This window comes from Paraburkholderia sp. UCT31 (assembly GCF_014397655.1).
GTDB lineage: Bacteria > Pseudomonadota > Gammaproteobacteria > Burkholderiales > Burkholderiaceae > Paraburkholderia > Paraburkholderia tuberum.
Map to the genome: position 1 here is coordinate 95762 of NZ_VZQP01000027.1, position 22002 is coordinate 117763.

Annotated in this window: 23 protein-coding genes and 2 pseudogenes; 12 read left to right on the plus strand and 13 right to left on the minus strand. The window is 61.3% G+C overall.

The features are described from left to right. Positions 1-155: 155 nt before the first annotated feature. Positions 156-2195: a glycoside hydrolase family 28 protein gene (locus F6X40_RS22825; protein WP_187629311.1), complete on the plus strand. Its 2040-nt coding sequence runs from the start codon at positions 156-158 to the stop codon at positions 2193-2195. Here F6X40_RS22825 and F6X40_RS22830 read toward each other — a convergent pair. The 5 genes and pseudogenes from F6X40_RS22830 to F6X40_RS22850 all read right to left on the minus strand — a co-directional run. Next, positions 2192-2935 (minus strand): hypothetical protein, encoded by a 744-nt coding sequence (locus tag F6X40_RS22830; RefSeq protein ID WP_262421513.1) that lies wholly within the window; start codon positions 2933-2935, stop codon positions 2192-2194. The two genes, F6X40_RS22825 and F6X40_RS22830, sit on opposite strands and share 4 nt — an antisense overlap. Before the next feature lie 101 nt (positions 2936-3036). Then, entirely contained in the window at positions 3037-3567 is a 531-nt protein-coding gene (locus F6X40_RS22835; protein ID WP_187629312.1) for a cytochrome b, read from the minus strand. A 63-nt stretch (positions 3568-3630) separates the two neighbouring features. Further along, positions 3631-4068 carry a DUF6691 family protein gene (locus tag F6X40_RS22840; protein ID WP_187629313.1) on the minus strand — a complete coding sequence of 146 codons (438 nt, stop codon included), beginning with the start codon at positions 4066-4068 and terminating at the stop codon, positions 3631-3633. A gap of 1 nt (position 4069) precedes the next feature. Then, positions 4070-4501, minus strand: coding sequence for a YeeE/YedE family protein (locus F6X40_RS22845; protein ID WP_187629314.1), 432 nt, complete (start codon positions 4499-4501; stop codon positions 4070-4072). Positions 4502-4545: 44 nt separating this feature from the next. After that, a pseudogene (locus tag F6X40_RS22850) lies at positions 4546-4902 on the minus strand (sulfite exporter TauE/SafE family protein); the annotation flags it as partial. Positions 4903-5040: 138 nt separating this feature from the next. Between F6X40_RS22850 and F6X40_RS22855 the strand changes: the two are divergent. After that, entirely contained in the window at positions 5041-5361 is a 321-nt protein-coding gene (locus F6X40_RS22855; RefSeq protein ID WP_311540525.1) for a helix-turn-helix domain-containing protein, read from the plus strand. Between the two features lie 60 nt (positions 5362-5421). Here F6X40_RS22855 and F6X40_RS22860 read toward each other — a convergent pair whose 3' ends face one another. After that, positions 5422-7149 carry a tannase/feruloyl esterase family alpha/beta hydrolase gene (locus F6X40_RS22860; protein ID WP_187629315.1) on the minus strand — a complete coding sequence of 576 codons (1728 nt, stop codon included), beginning with the start codon at positions 7147-7149 and terminating at the stop codon, positions 5422-5424. A gap of 12 nt (positions 7150-7161) precedes the next feature. Then, positions 7162-8304 carry a porin gene (locus F6X40_RS22865; protein ID WP_184058736.1) on the minus strand — a complete coding sequence of 381 codons (1143 nt, stop codon included), beginning with the start codon at positions 8302-8304 and terminating at the stop codon, positions 7162-7164. Positions 8305-8673: 369 nt separating this feature from the next. Here F6X40_RS22865 and F6X40_RS22870 point away from each other — a divergent pair. The 9 genes and pseudogenes from F6X40_RS22870 to nirD all read left to right on the plus strand — a co-directional run. Next, positions 8674-9094: pseudogene (locus F6X40_RS22870) on the plus strand (AraC family transcriptional regulator); the annotation flags it as partial. An 898-nt stretch (positions 9095-9992) separates the two neighbouring features. Continuing rightward, positions 9993-10496 (plus strand): SUF system Fe-S cluster assembly regulator, encoded by a 504-nt coding sequence (locus tag F6X40_RS22875; RefSeq protein ID WP_184073235.1) that lies wholly within the window; start codon positions 9993-9995, stop codon positions 10494-10496. Beyond that, entirely contained in the window at positions 10493-11941 is a 1449-nt protein-coding gene (gene sufB / locus F6X40_RS22880) for a Fe-S cluster assembly protein SufB (RefSeq protein ID WP_184073237.1), read from the plus strand. Before F6X40_RS22875 ends, sufB begins: the two co-directional genes overlap by 4 nt. 29 nt (positions 11942-11970) lie before the next feature. Further along, positions 11971-12762 carry a Fe-S cluster assembly ATPase SufC gene (gene sufC, locus F6X40_RS22885; protein WP_184058733.1) on the plus strand — a complete coding sequence of 264 codons (792 nt, stop codon included), beginning with the start codon at positions 11971-11973 and terminating at the stop codon, positions 12760-12762. After that, positions 12759-14081 (plus strand): Fe-S cluster assembly protein SufD, encoded by a 1323-nt coding sequence (sufD, locus tag F6X40_RS22890; RefSeq protein WP_187629316.1) that lies wholly within the window; start codon positions 12759-12761, stop codon positions 14079-14081. Before sufC ends, sufD begins: the two co-directional genes overlap by 4 nt. After that, positions 14078-15331, plus strand: coding sequence for a cysteine desulfurase (locus tag F6X40_RS22895; protein WP_316251836.1), 1254 nt, complete (start codon positions 14078-14080; stop codon positions 15329-15331). The genes sufD and F6X40_RS22895 overlap by 4 nt, the downstream gene beginning before the upstream one ends. Beyond that, positions 15328-15783 carry a Fe-S cluster assembly sulfur transfer protein SufU gene (sufU, locus tag F6X40_RS22900; protein WP_187629317.1) on the plus strand — a complete coding sequence of 152 codons (456 nt, stop codon included), beginning with the start codon at positions 15328-15330 and terminating at the stop codon, positions 15781-15783. Before F6X40_RS22895 ends, sufU begins: the two co-directional genes overlap by 4 nt. A gap of 8 nt (positions 15784-15791) precedes the next feature. After that, positions 15792-16160, plus strand: a complete 369-nt coding sequence (locus tag F6X40_RS22905; protein ID WP_090811480.1) for an SUF system Fe-S cluster assembly protein — start codon at positions 15792-15794, stop codon at positions 16158-16160. A gap of 1 nt (position 16161) precedes the next feature. Continuing rightward, positions 16162-16482, plus strand: a complete 321-nt coding sequence (gene nirD, locus F6X40_RS22910) for a nitrite reductase small subunit NirD (protein ID WP_090811477.1) — start codon at positions 16162-16164, stop codon at positions 16480-16482. Here the strand turns inward: nirD and F6X40_RS43565 are convergent. From F6X40_RS43565 to F6X40_RS22935, 5 genes are all read right to left on the minus strand, one after another. After that, the gene (locus F6X40_RS43565) at positions 16376-16663 is read right to left on the minus strand and encodes a DDE-type integrase/transposase/recombinase (protein WP_409340066.1); all 288 of its coding nucleotides are present in this window, start codon (positions 16661-16663) and stop codon (positions 16376-16378) included. The two genes, nirD and F6X40_RS43565, sit on opposite strands and share 107 nt — an antisense overlap. Positions 16664-16871: 208 nt before the next feature. Beyond that, the gene (locus F6X40_RS22920; protein WP_184073244.1) at positions 16872-17213 is read right to left on the minus strand and encodes a hypothetical protein; all 342 of its coding nucleotides are present in this window, start codon (positions 17211-17213) and stop codon (positions 16872-16874) included. Between the two features lie 3 nt (positions 17214-17216). Continuing rightward, on the minus strand, positions 17217-18014 hold the full coding sequence (locus tag F6X40_RS22925) for an alpha/beta hydrolase (protein ID WP_187629318.1): 798 nt from the start codon (positions 18012-18014) through the stop codon (positions 17217-17219). Between the two features lie 755 nt (positions 18015-18769). Further along, complete coding sequence (locus F6X40_RS22930; protein WP_184073248.1) at positions 18770-19078, minus strand: hypothetical protein; 309 nt, start codon at positions 19076-19078, stop codon at positions 18770-18772. Positions 19079-19274: 196 nt separating this feature from the next. Next, on the minus strand, positions 19275-19493 hold the full coding sequence (locus F6X40_RS22935; protein ID WP_090811471.1) for a hypothetical protein: 219 nt from the start codon (positions 19491-19493) through the stop codon (positions 19275-19277). A 407-nt stretch (positions 19494-19900) separates the two neighbouring features. Here F6X40_RS22935 and F6X40_RS22940 point away from each other — a divergent pair, with 407 nt between their 5' ends. Further along, the gene (locus F6X40_RS22940; RefSeq protein ID WP_184073250.1) at positions 19901-20842 is read left to right on the plus strand and encodes a GNAT family N-acetyltransferase; all 942 of its coding nucleotides are present in this window, start codon (positions 19901-19903) and stop codon (positions 20840-20842) included. A gap of 413 nt (positions 20843-21255) precedes the next feature. Here F6X40_RS22940 and F6X40_RS22945 read toward each other — a convergent pair whose 3' ends face one another. Next, complete coding sequence (locus tag F6X40_RS22945; RefSeq protein WP_184073252.1) at positions 21256-21801, minus strand: SRPBCC family protein; 546 nt, start codon at positions 21799-21801, stop codon at positions 21256-21258. Between the last annotated feature and the right edge of the window lie 201 nt (positions 21802-22002).

Consider the following 22002-nt stretch of genomic DNA (forward strand, 5'->3'; position numbering starts at 1 on the left):
GCACACCTCGCGAATGCTATCGAGGAAACATTTAGCAAGGGTTTCCACCATGTGTACTGACCCGCGTCTTGTCTTTACTCTTCTAGACTTGTCATACAACATGCGCGATGACGATTCTCTCGTGCGCCTACAACGATTTGTCCGGAGGGGACTCCATGTCCAAGCTGTCGTGCCATCTTGATAAAAATGCGCCCGCAACGGGCGACACCTTGCGCATTTCGCGCCGTGGCTTCATTAGCCTCGGAGGCGCGCTCGCCGGCAGCGCACTCCTGCAGGCTTGCGGCGGCGGCAGCGGAGTCTCCGCTGCCGCGGCAGGCGGAAGCAGTAGTTCCACGCCAGCGACGGGAAGCACGCCGTCAACGGCTGCGGCCGACCCGATCTGGGGTCCCAACGGCTCAGCGACGAACATCATTAATGCGCTGCAGAAGATCACGCAGAGCGCGTTCCCGGCCGTCGATTTCCAGGTCGAACAGTACGGTGCGCAACCGTGCGCGGTCATTGCCCAGGCCAACCCCTACACCGGCAGTTCATCGCCCCTGAGTACGGGGGCCGGCGCGACCAACGCACCGGGATCGTTCGATTCACGTCCCGCTTTCCTCGCGGCAATCGCGGCCTGCAGTGCAGCCGGTGGCGGCCGGGTCGTGGTGCCGGCGGGCACGTGGTATTGCGCGGGTCCCATCGTGCTGCAGAGCAACGTCAACTTCCATCTGAGCGCGAACTGCACGATCTATTTCAGCCCGAATCCCGCCGACTATGCGAAGGACGGTCCGGTCAACTGCGGCGCCAACGGCAACCTTTACTACAGCCGCTGGCAGGCGAACGACTGCCTGAACTTCGGCTCGCCCGTGTACGCGCGAAATGCGAACAACATCGCGGTGACTGGCGAAGGCCCGACCTCGGTGCTGAACGGTCAGGCGATGACACCGTTCGCCGGAAGCGGAAACACCAGCACTTGCTGGTGGACCTACAAGGGTTCCAGCGGCGCATACGGCTGCGCGGGGTCGACCACGCCGTCCCAGGCCTATACGAATCCGAACAACGTCGATCTGATGGTGGTCGCCCCTACCATTTCGGCCTCGCTCTACACGCTATTGACCAATCCGGCTACGCCGTGGCAGCAAGACCAGAACTACCTGCCGGCGCTCTCCGAAGCGGGCGTGCCGGTCGCGCAGCGAATCTTTGGTCTCGGCCACTATCTGCGGCCGTGTATGGTTGAGTTCATCGGTTGCACGAACGTGCTGATGGAAAACTACCGAACCAACAACACGCCGTTCTGGCAGCATCATCCGACGGACTGCACGAACGTCGTGATCCGTGGCGTGACAGCCGACAGTATCGGACCGAACAACGACGGCTTCGACCCCGACGCCTGCAACACGGTGCTGTGCGACAGCGTAACGTTCAACACCGGCGACGACTGCATCGCGATCAAGTCAGGCAAGGATCTCGACACGGAGTACGGACCCGCGCAAAACCATGTGATCCAGAACTGCATGATGAATAGCGGTCACGGCGGCATTACGCTCGGCAGCGAGATGGGTGGCGGCGTGCAGAACATCTACGCGCGCAATCTGACCATGCTCAATCAGTTCTGGGCAACGAATTCGCTGAACATCGCGATCCGTATCAAGACGAACATGAACCGTGGAGGCTACGTCAAGAACTTCTACGTGAACGGCGTCACGCTCCCGCACGGCGTGAGCCTGACGGGTGGAGGCTACGGCAGCAAGATGCTGACGGGCAGTCCGATCAACGGCACCGTGCCCATCGGTGTGGCCACCGCAACAGCCGCCAACCCGTCCGCGTCTCAAGGCGGCCTGATCACGTTCGATTGCGATTACCAGCCTGCCGCCGATGCGATTCGCACACGCCCCGCGCTCATTGACAACGTCAACATCACGAACGTCAATGCTTCGAACGTGACATTGGGCAGTACAACCGGCTCCTGTTTCCAGGCCATCGTTGCACAAGGTCCAGTTGCGTTCGATTACAACGGTCCGGCGCCTGCGCCGACCGTACCGGCAATCACGGGAGTGACGATTTCCAACTGCGACTTCGGCACGCCTGTGGCCGCAGGCCCCGCGAGCGCCAGCACGCCGGGTCCGATCTACCTCTACAACGTGCACGACATTACGTTGCAGAACGTGATCATCGCTGGGCAGACGCTCAATCAGACGCTGTCGGATCCGCGTTAAATACGACGCACCAATGAGCGGCGAGGCGCCGCTCTTTGGCGTCGCACAGCTAAAGTGAAGTCGTCGCGGAAGGCGTCGAACGAGCGGAACAATTGGCTTTCCTGGCCGAGCAGATTGCGGGCGAGTGCGATGATCGCACCGATAATCGTCTCATCCGCAAGACTGCTGCCAATGCCGCGGATGAACGACCAGATGCCATCAGCGGTGCTATATAGCGACAGCTCCGCATAGACTGTCCGGTTCCAGTAGAGGTAGCCGCCCGCACCCACAACCTGCTGCGCGAGCGTACCTTCGAGGATTGGCAGGAACTGGGGTGAGCCAACCGTGCTCGTCGAAGAGGAAGCGTACGGGTAACTCCATGCCGGAGAACCGTTCCACACATCCTGAACGGTCGGGTCATTGTGCAGGGTGGTGCCGGGAATCAGGTCGCTTGCGTTCCCAATGATCCTGTCGACACAACGGAAATCCATGTTGTCCGATGCCCAGTGGCCGATCCAGCTTCCATCGCCGCCCTGATGATCGTAGTTCGAGTAGGTAAATTGCGTGAACGCACCGATCCTGTCGGTGATCTTGCCGGCGAGGAAGATGCTGGCTGAATCGAAAATCGGCAGACCGTCTTTGGGAGAGACGATATTGCCGCTGGCATCATGGTTGAGCCTCGTCCTGGTCACGTCGAGCATCGCCATCACGACCACTGGAATCGTACGTTCGCCGAAGGTATATCCGTTCAGCTTGAACATTCGACCGTACGGCGTCAGTTCGGGAAACTGTCCGCCCGCGTGACATGCCACGCAGCTTTGCCCTGTTTGACGGGCAAATGTAGGGAGCGCTCGAACTACCGCTAGAGCTTCATGCGCTGCAGAACGCGGTCGCCGGCGACGAACTGATGAAACATCACCGCTGCGATATGCAGGCAGATCACGCCGAATAGAACCCAGGCGAGGACGCCGTGAACATCGCCCATCGCATGTCCGAATGACGAACCCGGTGCCGACAGTGAGGGCAACGAAGCAAGTCCGGCGAGGCGGACCGTCCACGTGCGCGACGAAGCGTTGATCCAGCCGAGCAGCGGCACCAGCACCAGCAGCACATACAGCGCGAGGTGCGTGAGCTTCGAAGCGGCGCGAAACAGCGGCGGCAGGTTGTCCGGTGGCGGCCGATGAGTCACGCGCCACAGCACCCGCAACACCATCGCTGCGAGCAGTGCGGTGCCGACGCCAAGGTGCCAGGCGATTGCGCCGTCCGGCACGGTATCGCGGTGCACGTCCGGCATCGTCCAGCCGATCACGAACTGCGCGGCAACCAGCCCGACGACGAGCCAATGGAGCAAACGTGCGACGATGTCATAGCGGTGTTCAGGGGAGACTTGCATAGGGGAACCTGTGAGTTGGATTCAGTCGAAACAGATCGTACACGGCCGCGCCTTAAGGCCAGGTTAAGGGCCGGTTGCCAAGGCCGCCTGTCTGCGCCGTTCCAACGACTCGAAGACCGCCATTCCCGCGATCATCGCCGCCACGAACACCCACGCTTTCACCGACCCGAGTCCGAGCGCAACGAGCGCCGGGCCGGGACAGAACCCTGCAATTCCCCAACCGACGCCGAACGCGAGGCTGCCCACCATCAGCCTTCGCGTGACGTGCGTTGACGCGGGAATCTGCATCGGCAATCCGAGCAGCGACTTGCCGCGGCGCTTCGCGATCGCGAAGCCGATTGCTGCGACAGCCACCGCGCCGATCATCACGAACGCAAGCGACGGGTCCCAGCGTCCTGCGAAATCGAGGAAGCCCAGCACTTTGGCGGGGTTGGCCATGCCCGACAACAGCAGGCCGAAGCCGAACAGCAGCCCGCATACGAATGAAACAACTGTTGCCACCCTAGGCTCCGAGAAGATGTCGCATGATATAGACGGTGACGAAGCCGGCCGCCATGAACGTCGCCGTCGCTACGCGCGAGCGCGTGGCGCCGCGTGAAATGCCGCACACGCCGTGTCCGTTCGTGCAACCGCTGCCATAGCGGGTGCCGATGCCGACCAGAAAGCCGGCCGCGATCACGGCCGGCCACGACGCGTCGACGGTGATCGCGACGGGCGCACCGACCGCGCGCGCGATTACCGCGGCAGCGACCAGCCCGGCAACGAAGGCGACGCGCCATGCGCCGTCTCGCCTGGTCCAGCGCAGCAGGTCGCCGACTATCCCGCTGATTCCGGCGATGCGGCCCAGCAAAAGCACCATCGCCGCAGCCACGGCGCCGATCAGCAGGCCTCCGCACAGGGACGCGAGCGGGGTGAAATGGTCGAGATCGATCATCGTTCAGGTTGACTGTCATGTGAGTTGGAGGGAAGCGGCAGCGCTTACATCAGCGCCGCTTTGACCAGCAGGGCGAGCGCCGCGCAGACGAGGATGCTCGCAAAGCCCACTTGCACCTGACGCGCGGCGATGTGATGCGATGCAAGCCGTCCGCTGAGCATACCGGCGGCGGTGGCGCCAGTGAACCACAACGCGACTTCGAGTGGAAGCGTTGCGCCGTGCGTGGCCGTCGCGAGAACGCCGCCACTGCCGACGAGTGCGATCACCATCAGCGAAGTCGCGACGATACCGTGCATCGACACGTCCGTCAGCTTGCGCATCATCGGCACGATGATGAAGCCGCCGCCGACACCGAGCATCCCCGTCATCAATCCCGTCAGCGAACCGGTGGCCGCGAGCGCGGCTGCGCGTTTCCGATTCATTTGCCCGCGGTGCGCGAGCGTGTCGACGACATCGCGCTGCTCGCGGATTCGATCCTGCGGCGCATTGCGTCGGCGCGCGCCGGATCGTCGCATAAAGCGTCGATTTCCGCGGACGCGATGGCGCAGTTGCGCGCCTATGCGTGGCCCGGCAATATCCGCGAATTGCGCAACGTACTCGAGCGCGCCAACCTGCTCGCCGACGGTGGCGTGATCCGCGCCGAACACTTGCCGCAGGCGGTCCGCGACAGGGCTTCCGGCCGTGGTCAGGATTCGCTGGCGGTGGGCGTGGGCTTGCCGCGCAAGCTGACCGATGCGGAACTCGCGCGCGCAGCGGCGCAATTCCGCGGAAAACGCAGTGAGCTCGCCGCGCAGCTGGGATTGAGCGAGCGCACGCTTTATCGGCGGCTCAAAGCGATCGCGGGCGGTGAGGGCGCCTAACGTTTCCTCGGCGTAGTGGGGGAGCGTTCACATCTTCGCCCCCCTTGCACGGTCAGTGGCTTAGCTGCAAGTGAAACTGCTTGCCGAGTTCACGTCTCCGCTGGTATAGCGGGCCACCTTCGGATACGCGCAGAGCGGACGCGTGCGCCCGGCACCCCAGCTAGTCGGCACCTCGCCATTCGGAATCGCGTTGGTCGTGTCGCGAGCCGTTGCGATGACCCGGTTCGGCGCTTGCCCTTGCTCGACCCATGCCACCATAGGCGTCAGCATGTCGAACTGATCGGCCGTCGGACCGCCGCTGCAGTGGTTCATCCCTGCTACCGTGAAGAGCCGGGCGAAATTGCTCGCGTCACCACCACTAGCCGTCGACAAGCGCTGATACCAGTCGGTCGTATCGTTCGACGAGAACACTGGATCGCTCGTCCCGTGATAGACGATCAACTTCGCGCCCCGGCTCCTCAGACCGCTCAAATCAGTCTCGTTCGGCGGGGTCATGAATGACCACGAAGTCTCGGAATAGACACCGCTCGTTGCGAAGATCTTCGGCGCGTCACTGTCCATGTTGAAGTTCAGAGCGTAGGCGCCGATGGAGCTGAGCAGCGAAGCGCTCTGCGGCGGCGACGTAAATACGAAGGCCGCCGCGGCCGGGTCAAGGCTGATCGAATTGCCTTGCTTCCACGCGGCCCAGCCTGATCCGTTGACACCGACGTCATACGGAAAGCTCGCATAGAGCGCAGTGCCAGCGCGATTTTTCGCCCCAGAAAAAATATTTCCAACGGCTTGCTTTTGAGCCGCCGTAAGACAGGTGCCGTCGCGCCCATTGCTCGAACATGTCGGTACGTCCGTGGCCAGGTCGAAGTTCGCCTGGCACGCTTTGATGTCTTGCACCATCCCGTCCGCTACACCATCCAGCGAATCGCACTTCGCGATGACCTTCGACGCGATGAGCTGCCTTTCAGCAGTCGTCAAGCCGGTGGTGATATCGGCAATTCCGGACGACGTTTTGGCGGTCGCGACGGTAGCTAGCTGTTGTGCGCTCCACATCTGCCCGATCGCCGCCTTTGGCAAATGAAAGCCGGGGTCGCCGGCAATGATGCCGTCGTAATCCGCGAAAGACCTGGCTGCCGCCACCATCGCATGACGGCCGCCGTTCGAGCAACCTTCGAAGTAGCTGCGGTCGGGGCCCTTGCCATAGGCCAACTTGATCACCTGCCTGGCCATTGGCGTGAGCGTGGCAACGGCGTTATAGCCATAATTGAGGCGCGCCTGGGGATCGAGACCAAACAGCGGGTTTTGCGACCCGGAATGACCTGCATCCGAACTGATCACGGCGAAGCCCATGTTTAGCGCGTTGTTCAGCGGACCCCCGCCACTGAGCACCCCCGTCGCCGATGTCACATTACCGTCGAGACCACCGTTGGCCTGATAGAAAAAGCGACCATTCCACGCGATAGGTAGCCGCATTTCAAAACCAATCGCATAAGTTTGGCCGTCAACGGCGCTCGTGCGTTGATTCATTTTCCCTTCGATCACGCAATGTTCGGGCACGGACTTTCCTGCCACCGTGAGCGTTCCGGCCGGCACGTCGGTAACGGACGTGAACGTCGTGGCCGCAAACGTCAACCTGGCGGCGAGCGCGCTGCAGTTTCCTGACAGCGTCGCGGGTTGTGCTGCGGAAAGCCGAGGCAATTGTGTCGCACTGGTGGAGAGCGAGTCGGAACCGCCGCCGCAGGCCGCCAGCATCGCGGACACTGCCGATACGCACATAGCAATTGAAGTTCGTTTCATTCTCGCCCCCTATCAGAACATGTGTTTAATGCCGACCATCACGCCCGTTTGACCCATGCCCGCGCCTGGTGTGGTCCCACCGCCGCCACCGCTGACCGAATAGCGCGCCTTCGCGCTGTTCGCGAGATACGCAGCCTGCGCATAGACCGACGAACGCTTGCTCAGAAGATAGGTGGTGCGTAGCGTTCCCATCGTGGCGCGGGTATCGTGGTCGCTATTGATGATCCGAAACACTTCGCCATCGAGGAGGAACGCAGGCGTGACCATGTACGAAGCGCCGAGGAAGAACAGATCCGAACGGATATTCGGTACTGTCGGCGACTGGGTCACTACGCGGCGTCCAATCCAACCTGCGCCGATCTTCGCGCCTGCGTACTGCGCATAGGCGCTCAGTTGGGTACGGGCGTCCTTGTCCGCGGCGTTGATGAGAGGTGTCGGCGCAATTCCGTCGAAGAAGTTGGCGGCTGCGGTCGCGCCGCCGCGTTGCTCCTCGTACGACGCAGCCGCGCCGAAATATTGAGAGTCGTACTTGAGCATTGCGGACCAGTCGCGGCATTCCGTGGCGTGGCCTGGAACCGAGCCGGTACAGGTTCCTTGTCCCGGCGAGTTGCCGGTACCCGCCGCGTCCCGTCCGAATGAATAGCCCGCGCCCAGCGTAAAGCCCTTGTACGAGCCAAGATAGGTAATGGAGTTGTCGGCGCGTGCGTTGGGCACATAGGCATCCAGGGAGCCCATGCCGTAAATGTCCGGACCGATGATGTCGGCGCCCTGAACCGCAAGATAGGTCATCGTGTACTGACGGCCGAACGCGAGCGTTCCATACGGGCTTTTCATGCCGACGAATGCCTGGCGTCCAAACAGCCTCCCGCCCTGTCCAGAACTGCCGTCGCGCACGTTAAAGCCGCTTTCGAGCGTGAAGACAGCGCTGTAGCCGCCGCCTAGATCTTCGTTGCCGCGCAGCCCCCAGCGTGATGGGAACTCTCCGGTAACGGATGGCATGCGAAAGACGCTGTCGCCCTTCGCGTTCGCGTGCGAGACATACTCGATCCCCGTGTCCACGATGCCATACAACGTGACGCTCGATTGCGCAAAGGCTCCAGTGCTCAGCGCGCATAGCGCACCGAACATGAGAACGTGAGTCGACTTCAATTGCATGGTGATGTCTCCAGACCAGTTGTATGTTTTTTTGTTGAACTGCGGTTGAGGGATCTTCGGTTTCAGGCGATTGCAGCGATGAGCGTGACGGGGATGCTGGCGCCGATCACCGTTGATGCAATATCAGGCAAACTGATATAAAGAACAAAATAAAGCGCGTCCTGGAAGACGCGCCTGTCCGTCGCGATAGTTCCGTATTTGATATCAGGTATCCTGACAACGCAAGCATGAAATGTTCGGTAGATACCCTATGCAGCGGGATGGATGCGAGCCGAGCGTTGATCGGTGACGGCCGCCCTTCCGACGAGCAGCGCAAACTGTACGAGCTCGCCTACGCGCAGGTCCACTTCAATATGGACGCTCGCCGGCTCGCTGGTGTCGCCCGCGCTGGCGCTGCGCATGCGGTGGGGCGAAGCTTGCCCGCAGGCCATCCTGCGTATCGAGCGCGATGTGCTCGAGCGTCATGCACAGCGTCATTTCGGCGACGCGGCGGGTGGGCAATCGAATTCGAGCCAGAATTCGCACTGACGTCGGCACAGGGGTGTGCCTGATGCAGTTGCTGCCGATGCTCGCGGAAATCATGAGTACGGAGGCGCATCCGCTGCGCAATCCACTCGCATTTGAGCAGTTCGAGTCGACACTACTGAACGTGCTTATCTACGGTCAACCGAACAGCGTAGGAAGCGGCATGACGCGCGAGTGCAGACCGCTTGCGCCGTTTTATGTACGACGGGTCGAGGAATACATCCGTGCGCATTTGCAGGAGCCGCTAACGATCGAGCGGCTCTCGCTGACGGAGTGTGGGCTGACGATGCATCCTGAAAAGTCAAAGATCGTGTATTGCAAGGACAGAAGTCGCACCCAAACCTACCCGAATGTGACCTTCTCGAGTTGACCCGCTTTCGTGGACACCTATCCTTTGGAACAGGAGGTGTCTATCATGGGTAAACGCCTACTTTGTAAAATACTTTTTCTGAAAATGAAATAATCAGAATTTGTCGGCGCAAAATTGTTAATTGCCTGTACACCTTGAAGATCAATCTCATGCAGGCACGGACGAAAGGGGCCGTCATCGTTAGCGCACGTAAACGTCCGTATCTCGACGGGGGATTATTCATCCGACAGCGACAACTGGCAACGGTGACCGTGGATTCCGGGCTTCCATGTATGCGCTGAACACGTAGGCCGAGGGCAATGGGCGCGTTCGACATTCAGTCCGCGCACCTGCTCAACACTCCACACGACCACAATCACCAGAAAGACCGGGCAGTAGCCCCACTGGGTCCGGATGCCACAACAGCCCAAAGTACTATGCGGCGGGCCTCTCCCGAGATAGGCGATGCACATCGCGCGTCCTTCACGCGGATTCCGGCTTTTAAATCAGTTTCCGATATTCTGGATATCAAACAATTGATGTCTCGTCGGGCGAGTGGGTATTCGCAGTCGATGGAGCGTGGCTCACCAGAGCGGTCCGTCACGAAGACCAATACACTGACAAGGTTATATATACAGGTCTAGAATGGAATCGGCGTTGGGCCGTTCGCGAAATACTTCTCCCGAAACGGAAAGCGATTCGCGACGTCGCCAGGAATCCCCACACAGGACAGTGTCGCTCACTCCAAACGTGCGGTTTTCGTTTCGATGTAATCTGGACCAATAGGGTCCTGATTAAAACGGGAGATGTTCCGATGTTGCGCATGAGCAAACTTGCCGATTACGGCACGGTGATCATGACTGCGATGGCGCGCGATCCCGATGCCGTCCACAGCGCAAGCAGCATTGCTGCGGCGACCGGCGTCGCGGGGCCAACGGTGTCAAAGGTGCTGAAAGTCCTGACGCGCGGTGGTGTCGTGGAGTCGCTGCGCGGCACAAACGGCGGCTACCTGCTGCCGCGGCCGCCCGCGCGGATCACGCTGGCGGAGGTGATCGCCGTCGTCGACGGCCCGATCGGGATGACCGAATGCAGCACTACGCCAGGGCTGTGTATCCAGGAGGCGGCGTGCGCGGTGCGCGCCAACTGGCAGAAGGTCAATCGCCTGATTTACGAAGCGTTGCAGCAGGTCACGCTGGCGGACATGGCGGGCCCCACCTTGCGCGCAGTCGATATCAGCGCGATCCGCGCGCGTGGTATCTCCACCCATCGCGCGGGCGCGACGCCTGCGCGCAAGTCGATTGACCGAGGCCACACATGAGCGCATCCACAACCGGTTTCGATGAACTGATCAGCCGCGAATACCAGCACGGTTTCGTGACTGATCTGCAGGCCGATGCGCTTCCGCGCGGGCTGAGCGAGGATGTGGTCCGGCTCATTTCGGTGAAGAAAGACGAGCCGGCGTTCATGCTCGAATGGCGACTCGCGGCCTATCGCCATTGGCTCACGATGACCGAGCCGCATTGGGCGACGGTCGAACACCCGGCGATCGATTACCAGAACATAATCTATTATTCCGCGCCGATGACGCAGAAGAATCGTCCGAAGAGTCTCGATGAAGTCGATCCGGAACTGCTGCGTACCTACGAAAAGCTGGGTGTGCCGCTGAGGGAGCGCGAACTGCTGGCGGGCGTAGCGGTGGATGCGGTATTCGACAGCGTGTCGGTAGCGACTACGTTCCGCGAAAAGCTGGCGGAACTCGGCATTGTGTTCTGTTCGTTCTCGGATGCCGTACAGCATCATCCCGAACTGGTGCGAAAGTATCTCGGCTCGGTCGTGCCGCACACCGACAATTTCTTCGCTGCGCTTAATTCCGCCGTGTTCAGCGATGGGTCGTTCTGCTACATCCCGCCGGGCGTGCGCTGCCCGATGGAACTATCGACCTACTTTCGTATCAACGCCCAGAACACGGGGCAGTTCGAGCGCACGCTGATCGTCGCGGACAAAGGCGCGTACGTGAGCTATCTGGAAGGCTGCACCGCGCCGATGCGCGACGAAAACCAGCTGCATGCCGCTGTGGTCGAACTGGTCGCGCTGGAAGGTGCACAGATCCGCTATTCGACCGTGCAGAACTGGTATCCGGGCGATGCGTCGGGCAAGGGCGGCATCTACAACTTCGTGACCAAACGTGGCGACTGCCGCGAGGCCAATTCGAAGATTTCATGGACTCAGGTGGAAACCGGTTCGGCGATTACGTGGAAGTATCCGAGCGTGATCCTGCAGGGCGATAACTCGGTCGGTGAATTCTATTCGGTGGCACTGACCAACCACTATCAACAGGCCGATACTGGGACGAAGATGGTTCACGTCGGCCGCAATACGCGCAGCACGATTCTGTCGAAAGGCATTTCGGCGGGCCGCGGAAAGAACGCATATCGCGGTCTCGTGAAGGTCGGCCGTGCGGCGGAAGGCGCGCGCAACTACACGCAGTGCGATTCGCTTTTGCTCGGAAACCGTTGCAGCGCTCACACATTCCCCTACATCGAGGTCAAGAACCCGACCGCGAAGGTCGAACACGAAGCATCGACATCACGCATCGGCGAAGACCAGTTGTTCTATTGCCGGCAGCGTGGGTTGTCGCCGGAAGATGCGGTGTCGATGATCGTGAACGGCTTCTGCAAGGAGGTCTTCAAGGAGCTGCCGATGGAGTTTGCAGTCGAGGCACAAAAGCTGCTCGGCGTCAGCCTGGAAGGCGCCGTGGGATAACCCACAGCGATTCGCGAGGGATTCGGACCATGCTTGAAATCAGCAATCTGCAGGTCGAAGTCGACGGCAAGAAAATTCTGCGTGGCATCGATCTGGATGTACGGGCCGGCGAGGTGCACGCGATCATGGGTCCGAACGGCTCGGGCAAGAGCACGCTTGCCCAGGTGCTGGCCGGGCGCGAGGACTTTGCTGTCACGGGCGGCGAGGTCTCGTATCTCGGCCGCGACCTGCTGGCGCTCGCACCCGAGGAGCGCGCACACCAAGGACTGTTTCTCGCGTTCCAGTATCCCGTCGAGATACCCGGCGTGAGCAACGTTTATCTGCTGAAGGCGGCGCTGAATGCGCAGCGGCGGTATCGTGGCGAGCCGGAGTTCGATGCGATGGAGTTTCTGCAACGGGTCAAGGAGAGGATGACGCTGATGCGGATGGACGAGAGTCTGCTGTATCGCGCCGTGAACGAAGGGTTTTCCGGCGGAGAGAAGAAACGCAACGAGATTCTGCAGATGGTCGTGCTGGAGCCCCGGCTCGCCATTCTCGACGAAACGGATTCCGGACTCGACATCGACGCATTGCAGATTGTCGCGCAGGGCGTCAACAGCATGCGCAGTCCAGAACGGGCGATCGTGCTCGTGACGCACTATCAGCGGCTATTGGACTACGTCGTGCCGGATCGCGTGCATGTGCTGGCGAATGGCCGGATCGTGAAGTCGGGGTCCCGTGAACTGGCGCTGGAGCTGGAGCGTAAAGGCTATGGTTGGATCGACGATGAAGCGGTTCAACCAGAAAACACAGCAAGCCAGGAAAGTGCGGGGCATCCATGAAAAACGAATCTCTCGACTATTTCCATCAGTTTGGGCAACTCGCGAAGACGTTGCCCGGCGCTGAGTTTCCATGGCTGCGTGCCGCGCGCCGAAGCGCGTTCGACCAGTTCGACGCGCTGGGTTTGCCGACCACGCGGCACGAGGACTGGAAATACACGAACGTGTCGGCGATTGGCAAGCGTCCCTGGCATTTCAAGGCACAACGCACGGACGATAGCGACGTGCGGCGCGTCATCGATGAACTCAAGCTGGACCCTGCCGCGCATCGACTGGTCTTTGTCAACGGTCGGCATGTGCCGCGGCCGTCGAAACTGAATGGTTTGCCACGCGGGGTATTTGTGGGCTCGCTCACCCGGGCGTTGAGAGAAATGCCACAACAACTGGAATCGGCATTCGCCTCGCAGGCGTATTCAGATGGCTTTGCCGCGCTAAATACGGCGTTTATGACGGATGGGTTTGCCATCGTGCTGCCGCCTGGCGAGGTCATCGATCAACCGCTGCAGATCCTGTTCCTGACCGACGAAGCGGGTCTTGCGGTGCAGCCGTTCAATGTCGTGCTTGCAGGAGCACGCTCGGGCTGCACGATCGTCGAGCATTTTGTAGGGCTGAGCGGCGACGCGTACTGGACCAATGCGGTTACCCGCATCGTCGCAGACGAGCAGGCGGACGTGCAGCACTACCGGTTGCAGCAAGAGGGCCCGAAGGCTTTTCATATCGCGTCGGTCGCCGCTGCGCAGCAACGGGGCAGCTGTTTTACCTCACATGCGTTCGCGTTCGGCGCCGCGCTGTCGCGCACTGGTATCGGCACAAGCCTGAACGCCGCGAACGCGCAAGCGACGTTGAACGGTCTCTATTTCGTCGGGGGCCGGCAGCACGTCGATCACCACACGCGCATCGATCACACAGAGCCGCATGGCACGAGTCGCGAACATTACCGCGGGGTGCTCGACGGCGCAGCGCGCGGCGTGTTCAACGGGCGCGTCATCGTGCATCGCGATGCACAGCAAACGGACACGCATCAGGCGAATCACAACCTGCTGCTGTCACGCGATGCGGAAATCGACACGAAGCCGCAACTCGAGATCTACGCCGACGACGTGAAATGCACACACGGCGCGACGGTCGGTCAACTGGACGACAACCAGCTGTTCTATTTACGTGCACGAGGTGTCGAAGAGCGCATGGCACGGGCGCTACTGACATACGCATTTGCGCGCGACATAGTCGAAGGTGTGCGCATCGATTCGCTGCGTGGCCGGCTCGAAAACCTGCTGTTCGCGCGCACCCCGGAAGGCGAGCGCATCAGGGAGCTGCTATGAAGCCGATCGAACAGATGCAGACGCCCGATCCGCGCAATGTCGAGCACTGGCGAGCCGATTTTCCGATTCTGGGCGAGCGCGTGCATGGCCGGCCATTGGTCTATCTCGACAATGGCGCCACTACGCAAAAGCCTGCCTCGGTCATCTACGCGGAAAACGCTTACTACCGGCATAGCAACGCGAATGTGCACCGCGGCGTGCATCTGCTGTCTCAGCGCGCGACCGATTCATTCGAGGCCGCACGCGCGAAGATTGCACGCTTCATCAATGCGCAGCGTCCGGAGGAGATCGTGTTCGTGCGTGGCACGACCGAAGCGATCAATCTCGTCGCCCAGAGTTATGCTCGGCCGCAGATCAAGCCCGGCGACGAAATCCTGATTAGCGCGATGGAGCACCATTCGAACATTGTGCCGTGGCAGCTCGTCTGCGAGCAGACGGGCGCGGCGCTGAAAGTCGTGCCGATCGACGATATGGGCGCGCTCGATGCCGACGCGTACGAGCGTTTGTTGAGTGAACGTACGCGGCTGGTCGCGATGACTCATCTGGCCAACGCGCTCGGCAGCATCAATCCGGTGGAGCGCATCGTTGCAGCGGCACACGCGCGGGGCGTGCCGGTGCTGCTGGATGGTGCACAGGCAATCACGCATCTGCCGGTCGACGTCCGCGCGATAGATTGCGATTTCTACGCGTTGTCCGGGCATAAGGTGTACGGGCCGACTGGCATTGGCGTGCTATACGCCAAGGCCGCACTGCTTGAAGCGATGCCGCCATGGCAGGGCGGCGGCGACATGATCCGATCGGTAACGTTCGAGAAAACGGAATACAACGCGATTCCGTGGAAGTTCGAAGCGGGTACGCCGAACATTGCCGGCGCGATTGCGCTGGGCGCGGCGCTCGACTATGTCGACAGCATCGGCATGGAAGTCATCGCCGCGCACGAGAACGAACTGCTCGCCTATGCGACGGCCGCCCTGCGGGTGATACCGGGCTTGCGTTTTATCGGTAGCGCACGCGACAAGGCAGGCATTCTGTCGTTCGTGCTCGACGGCGTGCATGCCCATGATGTCGGCACGATTCTCGATCATCACGGCATCGCGGTGCGTGCGGGCCATCATTGCGCGATGCCGGTGATGCAGCGCTTCGGCGTACCGGCGACCGTGCGCGCGTCGCTCGCCCTCTACAACACGCACCAGGATATCGACGCGCTGATCGAAGGTCTCGGAAAGGTCAGGGAGATATTCGGAAAATGAGCGATCTGCGCGATCTGTATCAGGAAGTCATCTTCGACCACTACCGGCGGCCGCGTAACTGTCATGGACTGTCCGGCGCCAATCACACGGCTGAGGGCTATAACCCGCTGTGCGGCGACCGGATTACGCTTTATCTGCGAATCGAGGACGGCATCGTCAAAGAAGCGAGTTTCGAAGGCGCGGGCTGTGCAATTGCGACAGCATCAGCGTCGCTGATGACCGAGGCGCTGAAAGGCAAAACGGAAGCAGAGGCCGAAGCGCTGTTCGGGCGCTTTCACGACATGGTGACAACACCCGCTGCAGGGCAGGCGACAGCCGCGCCGGAGATGGGCAAGCTGGCGGTGCTGTCCGGTGTACGTGAATTTCCCGAGCGTGTGAAGTGCGCGACGCTGGCCTGGCATACGCTCCACGCCGCGCTGCACGACGCGCATCGCCCCGTTTCGACAGAGTGAGGCAGACGATGAGCACATTCGACTGGCTGAAGCGCGCCGAGGCCGCACAACCCGGGAGTGGCACGACAACAGAAGGTCTTGAAGAACGCGTGATCGATGCACTGCGCACCGTGTTCGACCCGGAGATTCCGGTCAACATCTACGATTTGGGGCTTGTTTATGGTCTTGACGTGGACGAAGCCGAAGGCCGCGTTGGGATCCGCATGACGCTGACCGCGCCCGGCTGCCCGGTCGCGCAGACCTTCCCGGCGACGGTGGAGGATGCGGTGTTCTCGGCGAGCGGAGTGAACGACGTGCACGTTGAACTGGTGTGGGATCCGCCGTGGTCGAGAGACCGGATGTCGGATGCGGCGCGCCTGCAATTGGGGATGCTTTGACATGTCCGACTGGGTCGATGTCGCTGCGATCGGGGATTTTCCGGCCGGGTCTGTTCGCAGCGTCGAGGTCGATGGCGCGCAGGTTGCTGTGTTCAACGTCGACGGCACCTGTTATGCAATCGAGGATGTCTGCCCGCACGACGGCGGCATCCTGACTGGCGGTGTGGTGGAAGGCGACGTGGTCGTCTGTCCGCGCCACGGTGCACGATTTTGCATCAGGACCGGAAAGGTGCTGGCGCCGCCGGCATATGAGGACGTGGTGGCGTTTCCGGTGCGGATCGAGGCGGGCGTCGTTCAGGTGCGTGACGAGCGGTGGGATTGAGGTGCGCTGTCGACCGGCTCTCGTTCTCAGTAAGCGGCTCAGCTGGGCGGTTCGTCCGTTCGCGCGCGTGTGAGGCGGCATAGCCATCCAGCGAGATGGTCTTCGGCGGCTTGCCCTGATGTTTGAGAGCTTTCCTGAAAAAGGCTTTGGCCGCCTTCACGTCGCGCTTTGCACGTAGCATGAAGTCAACTGTCTGGCCGGCCCGATCCACCGCCCGGCAGAGCTACACCCACCTGCCGCGGATCTTCAGCTACGTTTCATCGACACGCCACGACGGCTCTCTATTCGTTCAGCAGGACACTCTAACCGATTCGCTTGCGCCGTTTGCACCAGATCCATCTGGCGACTTCCTGGGGCTACGGCTCCGCAGAATCGTCGTGCTGTGATCGTCACCGCCCTGTCATTATCCTGAGGATTTTCTGCACGATGCGCTCATGCTGCTCCAGCGCCTCATCGAGCGTACGTGCTCCGTAGCTCCTGTTGTCTTGCGCCTGCATTCCGGCGACGCGCGTCACGAACAGCAAGGCCTCCCCGGTTTTCGGTTTGGACACACCACGGAAGCGGGTCGTGACCGTTACACCGTAGTCGTCCAGCAGTGTGCGGCGGAAGATCAGTTCGTTTTCCGTCATCCAGCGCGACCACGCGCCGTGGTCGAACACCTCGACAGGCCTGTTCTTCGCATCGAGAACATAGATGCGCTCCGAGCTAAACGAGACCGGTGGCGTCTTCATATTTCAATGCAAAGGCGTGAGAAGGAAGTCGGTCGCCTCCCGCCACCAGGTTTCGTCGACGTGGCCAATCCAGTCGTTATGGTCAGCCGCCTTCACCACCACGAGTTTTCTCGGTGCGGACAGCGAGTTGTAAAGCGCCTCGCCGTAGCGCGTAGGCACGATGCTGTCGCGTTCCGCAACCACGACGAGAACCGGGCGGCCGAACGACGCCAGGTGGGTCACGCTGTCGTATCGGTCGCGCAGCAGCCACCTCACGGGCAGCCACGGATAGTGGTAAGCGGCGACGTGCTCGAGCCGATCCCATGGCGTGATGAGCATCATGCCTGCGATCTTGTCGCGTTCACGCGAGCCGGCCGCAGCGACCACGCCGGCCCCAAGCGATTCGCCGATGAGCAGCAGCGGCGCGCCATAGAGGCGATGGGCCAGCGCGATGGTTTGTTGAGCATCGGCGACCAGACTCGCTTCGCCTAACGCCCCGCCGCGCGGCCCGTAGCCTGGATATTCGGCGAGAACCACGCGCAGCCCGAGCCGGGTGAGCGCCGCGGCATAGAATGAGCGGTGTCCGGCATGCCCCGCGTTGCCATGAAAGACGATGACCGTGGCGCGCGCGGACCCGGCCGGCTCCGCCACGAGGCCCCTGAACGCCTCAGGTGTCGGCCAGGCGCGCAGTCCACCGGAGGTGACCTCCTCGATTGCGGCTTTCTGAGGGAAGTAGAGAAAACGATCCTGCAAGATGGCGACTCCGGCTAACACGGTCATGTACGCGACGGCGAGGCCGACCATCATTCGGGTGAATTTCATCGTCTTGCGCTCGACCCACCGAACTTTTCGATAGCACACACCCAGTTTAGCGCGCGGTCGCCACCGCTCATATTCAGGCGTGTCGTCAGGATGGGGGCGTCTAAGTTATGGTACGGAGAGTATCTCCCTGCCTTGTACCCTCGATATTTTCCGAGCGACGCGACGAGGCGCGGGGTTGGTCCGTACGAAGCAGCCCAGAACAGACTGAAATCGAGCGCGACCGACGCTAGCCGTGCGAAACAATGCTACGTCCCGGCTCGTGCGCCCGCTTTTTGGCGCACCTCTCATCGGGCGAATCCGGACCCCTTATCCTCAAAGCCGTCATCCGCATGGCTGGTTCTCCAGAAGACCTGCCTGATAACCGTCGCGTACACTTCGGCCATAGCGGTCGGTTGCCGATCGGGCAGCGTGCGGCGGCAGCAGGTCGCTTTGCTGACCTTCGCAACCCGGTGCCGGTGAATGTCAGCTAAGTCATGGATGGATGAGTCTTGCCGACCCAGAGCCGACTTCCGGCATGTCGAAGCATCAATGGCTCTTTGAAGAGTGAAGCGGACTTTCGTCGCGGAAAGGCTACCGGTGGGTCATCGGCCTGAGCCGACGTTCGCCGATCAAATTGGTGCGGCTGTCGCGTATCGCTTTGCTGACTTTTACAAACTGGCGTCGGCGAATGTCAGCTGTCTCTGTCCATCAACGAGTCTTACCGACCCGTCCAGACCTTTCACAGTCCGATCGCCGACGGCCTCAAAGGTATGCCGTCAAAGGTGCGGCAAATCGTCAATGCATTTTTCGACATGATCGCCAGGGGCATCCGTGTCGATCCCGGCGTGTCCGTCGGTGTGAGAGACAGACACAATTTTTGGCCCGAGATACCGTGTGCCACCAAGCGTAAAAAGGGACCAAACAACATCGCCCCGACGGATCGCGGCGACGACTTCGGCCACCTCCACAATCGCAGGGGGGGACAGCCATTCACGCGTCGACGGATCGACGGGAGCCCAACGCACATGGGTAAACCTGTCGTTCGTCGGGTTGATGCGAACGGCGTCGATAGCAAAAGTTGTCACATCTACCTCCATCGTCCTGACAAAGGGATGTGTGCATTATGCGCCGCTTCTTTTGCCGGGGTTCAGCAGGACCAGTCGTGAGGGCCGTTGTCAGCCCTTGCTGCACGTATCGCTCTCGCCTGACGCGTGCCCCCGAACTGGATGTCTGGTGGGTGCGGCGAATACTCCGGGACAGCCTGGACCTGGATAGTGAAGCCTAAGCGGAGTTCTCGTCGCACCACTGAATCGCCCAACGCTGCGCCGCCTCAATAGCATCCGCGTCGGAGGGGTAATCGCCGAGGTCGCCCGAATACTTTACCTCGACGGCATCGCCACTCGCCGAGGCGCGCCGGTAGATCTTTGCGCGAGCGTAATAGCGGCCGCCTTCATCAAGAGGTGACGCGTCGATGTGGAATTGTTGGTAGTCGAAATGCATGGCTGTCTCCAAACGATTGCCCTAATCGTCGTCGCGTTGGACGAGGTGGACCTCGTTGCCACCGCCAAGGTCGCTCTGTCACTCTGCCAAGATGAATTGGGGCTGCGACTCTTCGGCCCAAAACGCTTTAAGAACGATATGTACATCGTAGGCAGTAACAGCAAAGCTCGCTGACCAGCGAGAGCAGGACAGCAACGAGAATTCGCATGGGAACGCTCCATCCGAATACGGGTGCGCATCGATTGCGAACGATCCGGACGTCGATGTCGACCGACCGCTCTTGGGCCAACCTCGGCCTGACGGGGCCGCCCGTAAACCTCAACAGACCTCCGCCCCGCCTATTCGCGAGGACCCGACCGTATGCTACGATCGTTGCAGGTTATGGCCGAGGACGGGGGATTGCCAACATGCTCAACGTTCGTCCACTTGAAGAGCGCGACCTGCCGGAGGGGCAGCGCATCGTGCGGCGCGCCTTCGGTACCTTCTTCGGCGTCGCCGATCCCGATAGTTTCTGGACCGATTTCGACTACGTCTATGGCCGCTTCGGATGCGAGCATACCGCCGCCTTCGCTGCCGACCACGACGGCACGCTCGCCGGCGTCAACTTCGCCACCAACTGGGGCAGTGTCGGCTTTTTCGGCCCACTCTCGGTTCGCCCTGATCTGTGGGACAAGGGCATCGCCCAGCCGCTGGTCGCAGCGGTCTCGGAACAATTCGCGGACTGGGGCACGCGCCATGCCGGCCTGTGCACGTTCGCCCAAAGCACGAAACACATTTGGCTCTATCAGAAGTTCGGCTTCTATCCGCGCTTTCTCACCGCGATCATGGCGGCGCCGGCGGCGGCGTCCGGCCCGCTGCCGCAGGACGCGCGCTATACGGCGCTCGCGGCCGGCGAGCGGCGGGCGGCGGAAGAAGCGAGCCGCGCGCTCAGCGACGAGATCCTCGACGGCCTCGATCTCTCCGCTGAGATCCGCACCGTCGCCGCGCGCGGCCTCGGCGACGCCCTGCTGTTATGGGAGCGTTCGGGCCAGCTGGGCGGCTTCGCGGTTTGCCATTGGGGACCGGCGAGCGAGGCCGGTGCCGATTGTCTCTTCATCAAATTCGGCGCGGTGCGCCCCGGCCCGGGTGCCTCCGATCGGTTCGGCGTGCTGCTCGACGCCGCCGGCGCGCTCGCCACCGCATTGGGGATGGCGAGGGTCCTGGTTGGGGTCAATACCGGGCGCGAGCAAGCCTATCGCCAGATGATGGCACGCGGTTTCCGCAGCCAAATGCAGGTGGTGACCATGCATCGGCCTAACGAGCCTGCCTACAGCCGCCCTAACGACTTCGTCCTCGACGATTGGCGCTAGGAAGTTCTGCTCACCGCCTGCCCCCACCGATCTCGGCGACATGTGGCCGTCAATGCTTCCCACTATGGAAGACGAGGCGGATTTCCCCGCCCGTCGACATGAAGACAGAGTCGGTTTCCTCTCCATTGCGCCACCGTCTATCGGAGCCCCTGCCGCGCGAGCGGTCTAGGCCCGCGATCCGAAGCGGACTTTCCAATGAATAGCGGATTCAACCGGTGTGAACGGACACTCAAATGTCCAAATCGTGGCAATGGCGAACGACCTCATGGCCGCGCGCTGACTCTGACCCGGTTCCGCATATGGCACCCTCTTGCGCTTCGATTGCCCTCACGAATGGCCGCTAGCAGACTTGTACCCAAGGATTCAGTCTGGTCGTGAAAACGCCAAGTCACAACGCCAGCCGAGCGACGTTGCTAATGCTGCGGTGACGCTTCCACAAGGCTCTTAAGTCGCAAGACTGCCGTATCCGATTCAGATTGAATCCGCGCGCGCAGCACGGACCAGTTCAATATCGCGAACCACAACGACGGCGCGCGATAGGTGAATTCACGTTCGAAACGGGTTCCGCTCACAGTCGATGTCAGCGAATAAGTGACGGTGCCGGCCGATCTGCCGTCAATCTTTCCTGCTATCACCCACTTGCTCGGACGCACACGTGCCGCGACTGTCCACACAACTCGGCCACGCCTGCCCGCCACCCTGAATTCCTCCGTTACCTGCTCGCCCACATCGAGCGAATGTTCCACCGAACCGCTGACCGCGAGCGACGACGGATGCCAGATTGGCCAGTGAGCCGGCGTCGTGACATAGTCGAACACGACCGTGGGAGGGCGTTGTATCGACGCAACCGAAATGATGCGCGTGTCGAGCCCAATTCGCTGCGGCAACGGGATAAAGAGCACCGCGATGGCGACGAGCACCGCCAATATTGCGGTGACGAACCGCGTACGGATTTTCATAGCGCCTTGTACTCTCCGCTGTCACAGGCGAAGCTATTTTACGGCGGAGTGGAAAGGACGGCGATCGGCGGCACCCGTTAAGGGTTATTCGACGTCTGCCCTCATTCACATGGCTGTGAGTGTGCCGCGGCGCGTGTGGGCAGGCGTCGGATAAGCCTCGAGGGAGGAAACCGCGGGATGGTCCGAGACGCTCGGAATTTC

Coding starts and splice junctions, on each gene's coding strand:
- F6X40_RS22825 (WP_187629311.1), top strand. CDS start 156: ATGTCCAAGCTGTCGTGCCATCTTGATAAAAATGCGCCCGCAACGGGC.
- F6X40_RS22830 (WP_262421513.1), bottom strand. CDS start 2,935: ATGTTCAAGCTGAACGGATATACCTTCGGCGAACGTACGATTCCAGTG.
- F6X40_RS22835 (WP_187629312.1), bottom strand. CDS start 3,567: ATGCAAGTCTCCCCTGAACACCGCTATGACATCGTCGCACGTTTGCTC.
- F6X40_RS22845 (WP_187629314.1), bottom strand. CDS start 4,501: ATGATCGATCTCGACCATTTCACCCCGCTCGCGTCCCTGTGCGGAGGC.
- F6X40_RS22855 (WP_311540525.1), top strand. CDS start 5,041: ATGGCGCAGTTGCGCGCCTATGCGTGGCCCGGCAATATCCGCGAATTG.
- F6X40_RS22860 (WP_187629315.1), bottom strand. CDS start 7,149: ATGAAACGAACTTCAATTGCTATGTGCGTATCGGCAGTGTCCGCGATG.
- F6X40_RS22865 (WP_184058736.1), bottom strand. CDS start 8,304: ATGCAATTGAAGTCGACTCACGTTCTCATGTTCGGTGCGCTATGCGCG.
- F6X40_RS22875 (WP_184073235.1), top strand. CDS start 9,993: ATGTTGCGCATGAGCAAACTTGCCGATTACGGCACGGTGATCATGACT.
- sufB (WP_184073237.1), top strand. CDS start 10,493: ATGAGCGCATCCACAACCGGTTTCGATGAACTGATCAGCCGCGAATAC.
- sufC (WP_184058733.1), top strand. CDS start 11,971: ATGCTTGAAATCAGCAATCTGCAGGTCGAAGTCGACGGCAAGAAAATT.
- sufD (WP_187629316.1), top strand. CDS start 12,759: ATGAAAAACGAATCTCTCGACTATTTCCATCAGTTTGGGCAACTCGCG.
- F6X40_RS22895 (WP_316251836.1), top strand. CDS start 14,078: ATGAAGCCGATCGAACAGATGCAGACGCCCGATCCGCGCAATGTCGAG.
- sufU (WP_187629317.1), top strand. CDS start 15,328: ATGAGCGATCTGCGCGATCTGTATCAGGAAGTCATCTTCGACCACTAC.
- F6X40_RS22905 (WP_090811480.1), top strand. CDS start 15,792: ATGAGCACATTCGACTGGCTGAAGCGCGCCGAGGCCGCACAACCCGGG.
- nirD (WP_090811477.1), top strand. CDS start 16,162: ATGTCCGACTGGGTCGATGTCGCTGCGATCGGGGATTTTCCGGCCGGG.
- F6X40_RS43565 (WP_409340066.1), bottom strand. CDS start 16,663: ATGCTACGTGCAAAGCGCGACGTGAAGGCGGCCAAAGCCTTTTTCAGG.
- F6X40_RS22920 (WP_184073244.1), bottom strand. CDS start 17,213: ATGAAGACGCCACCGGTCTCGTTTAGCTCGGAGCGCATCTATGTTCTC.
- F6X40_RS22925 (WP_187629318.1), bottom strand. CDS start 18,014: ATGAAATTCACCCGAATGATGGTCGGCCTCGCCGTCGCGTACATGACC.
- F6X40_RS22935 (WP_090811471.1), bottom strand. CDS start 19,493: ATGCATTTCGACTACCAACAATTCCACATCGACGCGTCACCTCTTGAT.
- F6X40_RS22940 (WP_184073250.1), top strand. CDS start 19,901: ATGCTCAACGTTCGTCCACTTGAAGAGCGCGACCTGCCGGAGGGGCAG.
- F6X40_RS22945 (WP_184073252.1), bottom strand. CDS start 21,801: ATGAAAATCCGTACGCGGTTCGTCACCGCAATATTGGCGGTGCTCGTC.